This is a genomic window from Streptomyces sp. NPDC127108 (assembly GCF_042677545.1).
GTDB lineage: Bacteria > Actinomycetota > Actinomycetes > Streptomycetales > Streptomycetaceae > Streptomyces.
Window position 1 is genome coordinate 81017 of the sequence record NZ_JBHXTE010000044.1, and the last position, 9229, is coordinate 90245.

The following is a 9229-nucleotide window of genomic DNA, read 5'->3' on the forward strand; positions in this document are numbered from 1 at the left end:
GGACGCTGCATCGGACGCCTGGGGAGGCTTCGATTCTCAGCGTGGCTTCAGGTGCCTCCCGCGATACTGAGCGCATGCGGATACTCGTGGCGGAGGACGATCCCAGGCTGATGGAGTTGCTCCGGCGCGGGCTGCGCGGGGAGGGCTTCGTCGTCGACAGCACGGGCAATGGGGCACGGGTCCTGGAACTGGTCCAGGAGAACGACTACGACGTCGTGGTACTGGACATCATGCTGCCGGGGATGAACGGACTACGGGTCTGCACACGCATGCGGGAGGCCGCGCTCTGGGTCCCGGTACTGATGCTCACAGCCAAGGACGGGGAGTTCGACGAGGCGGAGGGGCTCGACACCGGAGCCGACGACTATGTCACCAAGCCGTTCTCCTACGTGGCGCTGGTGGCGCGTCTGAGGGCTCTGGTGCGCCGAGGCCAGCGGGAGCGGCCGGCCGCCATCGAGGCGGGGGACCTGCGCGTGGACCCGGCCACGCGCCGCTGCCATCGCGGACAGGTCCCTGTCCCGCTCACGATGCGTGAGTTCGCCGTGCTCTGGTACCTGGCGAGCCGCCGCGGGGAAGTGGTGTCCAAGACCGAGATCCTGGAGCACGTATGGGGCAGCTTCGACGGTGACGTCAACGTCGTGGAGGTGTACGTCAGCGCCCTGCGCCGGAAAATCGACGCCCCCTTCCGTCGACGTACGATCCACACCGTCCGCGGCGCCGGTTACCGTCTCGAAGACGAACCAGCCCTGCCATGAGGCGGCCTGGACGGATCCGGTTACTGCCGACGCTCAGCATGCGGGCCAAGGCCGCGCTGCTGTCCGCCCTGCTGGTGACTCCCCCGCTTGCTGCCGGTGCCTTCCTCGCCACGGACTTCTGGCGCCGCTCTCTCCTGGAGAACGCCATGGAGACGACGGCCCTCAGGGCTGATGTGACGGACACCTTCGCCCGCGGCGTCAAGTCGAACGCAGCCGATCTCCCTCCGGGGACCCGGCAGTACTGCGTTTCCGGCAAGCCGAAGGTACTTCGAGAGGGCGGGCTCACCGCCACGGTCATTTCCGAGGTCCCGGACTCGGGCGCGTTGTCCCTGTGGCTGTGGCCTGACCTCATCGACGGGAACGGCGAGCCCAGGAACCTGCGCATCGTCTACCCGGAGTATCCGGCGCCCTCGCCCCACCGGCTCATCACCGAGTACGACCTCAAGAAGGAACAGGCCGCGCTGGACACCATGGCGCAGCGGATGGTCGGCACCGCGGCAGGGCTGGTCCTGCTCACCGCGGCGGTCGCCTGGTTCATCGCCGGACGCACCCTGCGGCCCATGGAGGCCATCCGGCGGAAATTCACGGAGCTGAGCACGCACCACCTCGATCAGCGTGTTCCCGTACCGCCGCGGAACAACGAGATCAGCCGGCTGGCGGTGACCATGAACGACACACTCGACCGGTTGCAGAGTTCGGTGGAGCAGCAGAGGCGGTTCACAGCGAACGCCTCCCACGAACTGCGCACCCCGCTGGCAGCGCTGCGTGCGGAGCTGGAGATCGCTCTCGCCCAGCCGCAGAACGCCGACTGGCCCCAGGTGGTCGAACGAGCGCTGGGAGACACGGTACGTCTGCAGCAGCTCACGGACGACCTGCTCATGCTCGCGCGTCTCGACGCGCAAGCCACGCTGTTCGACTCCGGCAAGCAGCTGAATCTGACCGATCTGGTCCGCGAGGAATGCGCACGGCGCACGCCGCCCGCGCATCTCGCCCTGAAGGTCTCCACCGGCCAGGAACCGATGGCGGTCCGGGGCCACTGCGCACTACTGGGGCGAGTACTGGGCAATCTCCTTGAAAATGCCGAGCGTTACGCGAAGGAGTGCATCACGGTGCGCCTCACCCGCGACGCCGACGCGGGCACGGTCACGCTCGACGTGGGTGACGACGGACCCGGCATTCCGCCCGAAGACCGCAACCGCGTCTTCGGCTACTTCACACGGCTCGACGAAGTACGCAGCCACCACACCGGTGGAGCCGGACTTGGCCTGGCCATAGCCCAGCACATCGCCACCCTCCACCACGGCAGTCTCACCATCGTCGCCGCCGATCCCGGGGTTCATTTCCTCCTCACCCTCCCCGGCTGTCAGCCGCAGCGGGAGCCGCAGCCGCCGGAAAGTCCGCGCACGGAGACCGAGAGGGGCCGTCCGCCATCCGCCGGACGGCCCCCGGGCAGTGCTGCCCCGCGCGTCGGTCAGTCGTTCCAGCCGAAGTAGTCCGGCTGCGTCTGCACGTTCAGCTCATGCATCCGGACCCGCTCGGCGGGCTTGGTGCGCTTGTCGTTGAGCTTCAGTACGTCGAAGCCCTTGACCATGTCGTTCGAGTAGATGTGGCCGTTGTAGTAGTAGGCCGACCAGGAGCCGCCGCCGACGAGTTGGTCGGCGGAGATGGGACCGCGTTCGAAGTACGCGATCTCCTTGGGCTTGGTCGAGTCGGTGAAGTCCCAGACGGAGACGCCGCCCTGGTACCAGGCCTGGACCATGAGGTCCTTGCCCTTGACGGGGATCAGCGAGCCGTTGTGGGCCACGCAGTTCTCGGTGTCCGCCTGGTGGCGCGGGATCTTGAAGTAGCTCTTGAAGACCAGCTTGCGCTTGTCGCCCCAGCCCTTGATCTCGTAGATGCCGTCGGCGCCGCGGTTCGGGCCGATCTCGGCGTTGCAGGTGGCGCCGCCGCCACCGCCCAGCTCGTCGGTGAACACGACCTTGTCGGCGCGCTGGTTGAAGGTCGCCGAGTGCCAGAACGCGAAGTTCACGTTGTCCTGGACACGGTCGATGACCTTCGGGCGTTCGGGATCCTTGATGGAGAACAGGATGCCGTCACCCATGCAGGCGCCCGCCGCCAGGTCCTTGGAGGGCAGGACCGTGATGTCGTGGCAGCCGGTGGTCTTGGAGACGCCCGGGTTGGTGGGTCCGCCGGGGTTGCCGCCGCCGTCCGGGCCCTCGCCCGGGAACAGCACGGGGAAGCCGACGAGCGCGGCCTTCTGCGGGGCCTTGCGCGGCACCTTGATGACGGAGATGCCGTCGTGCGGCGGCTGGCAGTCGGGGAACGACGCGCTCGGCGCGTACGAGGAGACGTACACGTAGACGTTGCGGCGCTCGGGGACCAGCGTGTGGGTGTGCGAGCCGCAGGCGGTCTCGACGGCGGCGACGTAGCGCGGGTTCTTCTTGTCGCTGATGTCGAAGACCTTCATGCCCTCCCAGGACGACTTCTCCGTGGCGGGCTGCGTCGTGCTGGAGCAGGAGCTGTCGCTGCGCGAGGAGTCCGTCGACAGGAACAGCAGGTCGCCGGAGACCGACACGTCGTTCTGCGACCCGGGACAGAGGACCTGCGCGACCGTCTTCGGCTTCTTCGGGTTGCTGATGTCGAAGATGCGGAAGCCGTCGTAGTTGCCCGCGAAGGCGTACTTGCCCTGGAAGGCGAGGTCCGAGTTCGTCCCGGGCAGCGCGTCCTTGGGGATGTTCGTCAGATGCTCGATGTTGTCGGAGTGGACGATCTCGTCCGGCGCCGGGATCTTGCCGTCGGATATCGCCTTCCTGGTGTCCTCGGCGTCGCTCTTCGACACCTTCTTGGGGGCCTTGGGGGTGTCACCCGGGTCGGGGGTCGCCCCGGCGGGCGCCGCGGTCAGCAGCGCGGCCAGCAGCCCGGCCGCGGCCGCGACAACTCCCAGGCGTCTGCGGCGCGTTCTGGGTTCGTTCAACAGGGTCACTGCGTCCTCCCTTGTGCCCGTTCGGGGGCGAACGGTTCACGGACACCCGCAGTATCGTGCTCCTCATGTACAAATCAACAGATGGCAACGCAGTCGTAATGAACATTTCTGATCACTGACGCTCATCGGCGTGCTAGGACGTACCCAACCACCCCGCGTGCCACAGGAGGTCGCCGTGCCCCACCGCCGTACGTCCGCCGCCCGTACGTCCGCCGTGCCCGCCGCGTCCGTCAAGCGCGCCTGGGCCGCGACCGGACTGCTCACGGCAGCCGTCCTCGTGCTCGGGGCCTGCGACTCCGGCTCGGATTCGGACTCGGGCTCCGGGGGCAAGGCCAAGTCGGCTTCCTCGACCGGGCCTTCGGTCATCGCGCCCGGCAAACCGGGCGAGACGGCCGCGACGCTCTCCGCCGAGGACGCCGCGAAGAAGAGAACCGACGACGACAGCCCGAACTCCGCCGACTTCGAGTACGTCGAGAAGATGATCCCGCACCACAGCCAGGCCCTGGACATGACCCGGCTCGTCCCGAAGCGGGCGAAGTCCACCAAGGTGAAGCGTCTCGCCGACCGCATCACCGCCGCCCAGAAGCCGGAAATCGGCGCGATGGAGCGGTGGTTGAAGGCCCACGCCAAGAAGGGGAAGCCGGGGGCGAAGCCCTCGAAGCCCGGACATGACGGTCACGGCGACCACGCGGGCATGCCGGGCATGGCGACACCGGCTCAGCTCAAGCAGTTGCGCGCGGCCAAGGGCGAGGCCTTCGACCAGCTCTTCCTGAAGCTGATGATCACCCACCACACCGGCGCCGTGACGATGGCCACCGACGCGCTCTCCCAGGGCAACAATCTGCTCGTCGAGGAGATGGCCAACGATGTCGTGGCGCAGCAGACGAGTGAGATCAATCGGATGCGCGGGATGAGTTGATGGTCTGACCGGCCGGGGGCCGAGGCGGGGTGTGTGCGTGGGGCCGCGCGATCGGGGGCCCGGGGTCGTCGGCGCCCCGGGCACGGGCGGCTAGCGGCGGTGATGGCGCGACATCAGGAGCCCCGCGTCCCGCGCCCCCGCGATCAGGCGCAGCGACTTGCGGCGGCTGTGCCCCGTCGCACGCATCACGGCGAGCACCGGGTCCTCACCGTCCTCCAGCGCTCCTCGGTAGGCCTCCGCCGCGACGTTCCGCACCGCGCCGCCGCGTCGCGCGGACCGGCGGCTCCGGCGCGCGCCGGGCGGTTCCTGAGCGGGGCCGCCGCCGTTGCGGCAGAGCGCGTCCGTGGTTCCGTGGCGGTCGGCCAGGCCTCGGAAGGCGTCGTTGAGGGGGCCTTCGATCCGCGCGGCGAGCGCCGCCAGGTCGCCCAGGGGAAGCGGGGGGCGGGCGCGCACTTCCTCGATGGCGATCCGGCCGTCCGAGACGACCGCGAGGACGTCGGCACCGCGGGGCGCGTCGGGGCAGCACCCGCCCTCGGCACCGTCATGGCCGGTGCCGCCACGTCCGGCCCCACCACCGCCATCGTCACCGCCGAAGGCAAGGTGCACGTGAAAGAGCGACGGCAGTACGCCGTCCCGCAGCGCCCCGCCCCCCGCACCCGCGAGGGGACCCGCGCTTGCCCCACCGAAGTCATCGCCCCGGCCCACGGGTGGAGTGAACTCGTCCCCCCGGCTCGCGGGTTGACCGATACCCAGCCCACCACCGATACCCACCCCGCCCCCACCGAAGTCCCCCTCAAGCCCGGCCTCCGGACCCGCCCCCGAAGCCATACCCTCCACCCATCCCGCCCCGGACCATCCCTCATCCACGTCCCTCGCCCACCCCGTCGGCCAGCTGGGGCCGTCCGCCACAAGGTCCGCCCGGCCCTCCGAACCGCCCACCGACGGGACGCCCCACCCCTCCGGACCGCCCACCGACGGCACGCCCCACCCCTCCAGCACACCCGCCCCCACATCCGCCCAGTCGCCCCCGACGGCAAGCCCCTCACCGGCGCCGACATCCACTCCCGCCCACGGCGACGCCTCGACCGGCCCCTCCTCCCCCGGCCACCCGGCCCCGGCCTGGTCGACCGGACCGCTCATCCCCGGCAGGCCCGCAGAGCCCACCCTCCGCAGCTCCTCCGCCCCGCCACCCGATCGGAAATGATCATCCTCGTTGCGATATGAACCTTTCTGCACAGTGGCACGGTAGCCGTACTGTCACATTCCGCCACGAACGGCGCGCGCGGGGGCGTCGGGCGCGGCACCCTGAAGGCGGCACCCGGTTTCGCGGGCGCCGCCGCGCCCGCCTCTGCGCGTCGCGGCACATCTCCCCCTGGGCGCACAGGGGTGCGATGCTGATGCCGGGCGGGCAGCAGCCGGCCGCAAGGCGTCCCGGGGACAGCCCCGCGGAAGGAGCGCCACCGTGCAGGTCGCCGTCGTGGGATCGGGTCCGAGCGGGGTCTACACCGCGCAGAGTCTGGTGCAGCAGGAGCGCGTGCCGGACGTGCGGGTCGACGTGCTCGACCGGTTGCCCTGCCCGTACGGACTGGTGCGCTACGGCGTGGCACCGGACCACGAGAAGATCAAGTCCCTCCAGAACAACCTGCGTACGGTCCTGGAGCACGAGCGGGTGCGGTTCTTCGGCGGCGTCGAGATCGGGCCCCGGGCACTGTCCCCGGCGCGGCTGCTCGGCATGTACCACGCGGTGGTCTACTGCGTGGGCGCGGCCACGGACCGGCACTTGGGCGTGCCCGGCGAGAACCTGCCGGGCAGCTGCTCGGCCACCGAGTTCGTGTCCTGGTACAGCGCCCACCCGGACGTGACGGTCAACGGCGCGGGGCCGCCCGACCGCTTCGTGCGCGGGGTGGAGTCGGCCGTGGTCATCGGCGTCGGGAACGTGGCGGTGGATGTCGCGCGGATGCTGGCGCGCGGCGCCGCCGAGCTGCTGCCGACCGACATTCCGCAGGAGGCGCTGGGCGTCCTCGCCGAAAGCCCGGTGCGCGAGGTGCACATGGTGGGGCGGCGCGGCCCTTCGCAGGCGCGGTTCACCACGAAGGAACTGCGGGAGCTCGGCTCCCTGCCGGACACCGAAGTCGTCGTGGATCCTGCGGAGTTGGCGCTCGACCCGGCGTACGCGGACCCGTCGGGCCTGCCCGCCGCGAACCGGCGCAATGTCGAGGTGATGCGCGGCTGGGCGGCGGCCGGGCGGCCCAGGCGGGCGCCCGCCCGGCGGATCCGGCTGCGGTTCTTCCTGCGGCCGGTCGCCGTGCTCGACGCGGACGGCCGGGTCGGCGGGGTGCGGTTCGAGCGGACGCTGCCGGACGGGCGCGGCGGAGTGACGGGCACGGGGACGCACGAGGACATCGCGGGCCAACTCGTGCTGCGGTCCGTGGGCTATCGCGGGGTGCCGCTGGACGGGCTTCCGTTCGACGAGGGGGCCGGCACCGTGCCGCACGCGGCGGGGCGGGTCCTTCGCGACGGCACGGTCTCCCCCGGCGAGTACGTGGCGGGCTGGATCAAGCGCGGCCCCACGGGCGTCATCGGCACCAACCGCCCCTGCGCCAAGGAGACGGCACTGTCCCTGCTCGACGACGCCCCGACCCTCCTCGAGCGGGCCGTGGCGGGCGATCCCGCGACGGCGCTGCGTGCCGCCGGGGCCGAACCGGTCGAGTGGCCGGGGTGGCTGGCGATCGAGCGGGCGGAGGCGGAGCTGGGGCGTTCCCTCGGGCGCGGTTCGGTGAAGATCCCGGACTGGCCGGGGCTGCTCGCGGCGGCGCGCGGCGGGCTGCCCGACCGGGCGGGCTGAGCCGACGCGCGGCCCGAGCCGCGCCCCGAGAGATCAGGCCCCGAGCCGCGCCTCCTGCCGGGCCGCCGCGTCGAGGACGCTGTCGAGGAGCCCGGGGAACAGCGCGTCCAGGTCGTCCCTGCGCAGCCCGTTCAGCTTCGCCGTGCCCCGGTAGTTCTGCTGGATCACGCCCGCCTCGCGCAGCACCCGGAAGTGGTGCGTGGACGTGGACTTGGTGACGGGCAGGTCGAAGTGCGAACAGGTCACGCCCACCTGCGCGGCGGCGAGCTCGCACACGATGAGCATGCGCAGCGGGTCGGACAGCGCGTGCAGCACGCCTTCGAGGCGGATCTCCTCGCGCGCCGGGTGAGCGAGCGCGCGGGCGCTCGGTGCGGCGGTCGTCATGGCGGCTCCACTCTCCCTGGGCGGCCGGGGCGCCCGTGTGCGGTGCGGACGCCTCCAGTGTACGAGTAGTACGAGACTCATCGTAGTTTGACAGATGCCGTACTACGATGCCTATCGTACGAGTGGGAGGCGTACCCGGCGGCCCCGGCCGCGGGCGCACCCTCCGTACCGCCGCTGTCACTACTGGAGGCCGCCGTGAGCGCGCTGTTCGAGCCCTACACCCTGCGATCGCTGACCATCCCGAACCGCGTGTGGATGGCGCCGATGTGTCAGTACTCCGCGGCGGCGTCGGGCCCCGAGGCGGGCGTGCCGACCGACTGGCACTTCGCGCACTACGCGGCGCGCGCCACCGGAGGCACCGGCCTGATCCTGGTCGAGGCGACCGGCGTGAGCCCCGAGGGCCGCATCTCCCCGGCCGACCTCGGCATCTGGAACGACACGCAGGTCGAGGCGTTCCGCCGCATCACCGGCTTCCTCAAGGAGCACGGCACCGTCCCGGGCATCCAGCTCGCGCACGCGGGCCGCAAGGCGTCCACCGACCGGCCGTGGCTCGGCGGCGCGCCGCTCGCGCCCGGTTCGGCGGAGGGCTGGCAGCCGGTGGGGCCGAGCCCGGTGGCGTACGACGAGCGCCACACCGTACCGACGGAGCTGACCGTCGATCAGATCCAGGACGTGGTCGGGCAGTTCGCGGACGCCGCGCGGCGCGCCCTGGACGCCGGGTTCGAGGTCGCCGAGGTGCACGGCGCCCACGGCTATCTGGTCGGTGAGTTCCTCTCGCCGCACTCCAACCGGCGCACCGACGCCTACGGCGGGTCGTTCGAGAACCGGGTCCGCTTCGCCCTGGAGGTCGTGGACGCCATTCGCGCCGTGTGGCCCGAGGACAAGCCGCTGTTCTTCCGCATCTCCGCGACCGACTGGCTCGAGGAGGGCGGCTGGACCGCGGACGACACCGTCCGCTTCGCCGCGCTCCTCAAGGAGCACGGCGTCGACCTGCTCGACGTGTCCACCGGCGGCAATGCCGCGGGCGTCAAGATTCCGGTCGAGCCCGGCTACCAGGTCCCGTTCGCCGCGCGGGTCCGCGAGGAGACGGGGCTTCCGGTCGCCGCGGTCGGTCTGATCACCGGTGTCACGCAGGCCGAGAAGATCGTCGCCAACGGTGAGGCGGACGCCGTCCTGCTCGGCCGCGAGCTGCTGCGCAGCCCCTCGTGGGCGCGGCAGGCGGCGCGTGAGCTGGGCGCGGAGGTGCGGGTGCCGCAGCAGTACCTGCGGTCCGTCTGAGCCCGTCGGCCTCTTCGGCCCGCCGGAACGCACGGCGCCCGGTGCGGGGTGGTCCCACCCCGCAC

General features: G+C 71.3%; 8 protein-coding genes. 5 read left to right on the top strand and 3 right to left on the bottom strand.

The annotated features are described in order from the left end of the window. Window positions 1–74: 74 nt before the first annotated feature. Entirely contained in the window at window positions 75–755 is a 681-nt protein-coding gene (locus ACFVHO_RS31330) for a response regulator transcription factor (protein ID WP_385721972.1), read from the top strand. After that, a complete protein-coding gene (locus tag ACFVHO_RS31335; protein WP_385721975.1) occupies window positions 752–2248 on the top strand; it encodes a sensor histidine kinase in 1497 nt (498 codons plus the stop codon). Before ACFVHO_RS31330 ends, ACFVHO_RS31335 begins: the two co-directional genes overlap by 4 nt. On the opposite strand, the gene ACFVHO_RS31340 is transcribed toward ACFVHO_RS31335, so the two are convergent. After that, window positions 2227–3738: an LVIVD repeat-containing protein gene (locus ACFVHO_RS31340; RefSeq protein ID WP_385721978.1), complete on the bottom strand. Its 1512-nt coding sequence runs from the start codon at window positions 3736–3738 to the stop codon at window positions 2227–2229. The genes ACFVHO_RS31335 and ACFVHO_RS31340 overlap by 22 nt on opposite strands. A gap of 175 nt (window positions 3739–3913) precedes the next feature. Between ACFVHO_RS31340 and ACFVHO_RS31345 the strand changes: the two genes are divergently transcribed. Continuing rightward, window positions 3914–4657 carry a DUF305 domain-containing protein gene (locus ACFVHO_RS31345; RefSeq protein WP_385721980.1) on the top strand — a complete coding sequence of 248 codons (744 nt, stop codon included), beginning with the start codon at window positions 3914–3916 and terminating at the stop codon, window positions 4655–4657. 90 nt (window positions 4658–4747) lie between these two features. On the opposite strand, the gene ACFVHO_RS31350 is transcribed toward ACFVHO_RS31345, so the two are convergent. Further along, the gene (locus tag ACFVHO_RS31350) at window positions 4748–5263 is read right to left on the bottom strand and encodes a DUF6214 family protein (protein WP_385721983.1); all 516 of its coding nucleotides are present in this window, start codon (window positions 5261–5263) and stop codon (window positions 4748–4750) included. An 856-nt stretch (window positions 5264–6119) separates the two neighbouring features. Between ACFVHO_RS31350 and ACFVHO_RS31355 the strand changes: the two genes are divergently transcribed. Beyond that, complete coding sequence (locus tag ACFVHO_RS31355; protein ID WP_385721986.1) at window positions 6120–7502, top strand: FAD-dependent oxidoreductase; 1383 nt, start codon at window positions 6120–6122, stop codon at window positions 7500–7502. A gap of 33 nt (window positions 7503–7535) precedes the next feature. On the opposite strand, the gene ACFVHO_RS31360 is transcribed toward ACFVHO_RS31355, so the two are convergent. Next, entirely contained in the window at window positions 7536–7886 is a 351-nt protein-coding gene (locus ACFVHO_RS31360; protein WP_385721989.1) for an ArsR/SmtB family transcription factor, read from the bottom strand. A gap of 195 nt (window positions 7887–8081) precedes the next feature. Between ACFVHO_RS31360 and ACFVHO_RS31365 the strand changes: the two genes are divergently transcribed. Further along, window positions 8082–9164 carry an NADH:flavin oxidoreductase/NADH oxidase gene (locus tag ACFVHO_RS31365; protein WP_385721991.1) on the top strand — a complete coding sequence of 361 codons (1083 nt, stop codon included), beginning with the start codon at window positions 8082–8084 and terminating at the stop codon, window positions 9162–9164. The last annotated feature ends 65 nt before the right edge of the window (window positions 9165–9229 follow it).

What these genes read in the sequence shown, in the direction of transcription:
- ACFVHO_RS31330 (WP_385721972.1), top strand. Translation starts at nt 75, where the DNA reads ATGCGGATACTCGTGGCGGAGGACGATCCCAGGCTGATGGAGTTGCTC.
- ACFVHO_RS31335 (WP_385721975.1), top strand. Translation starts at nt 752, where the DNA reads ATGAGGCGGCCTGGACGGATCCGGTTACTGCCGACGCTCAGCATGCGG.
- ACFVHO_RS31360 (WP_385721989.1), bottom strand. Translation starts at nt 7,886, where the DNA reads ATGACGACCGCCGCACCGAGCGCCCGCGCGCTCGCTCACCCGGCGCGC.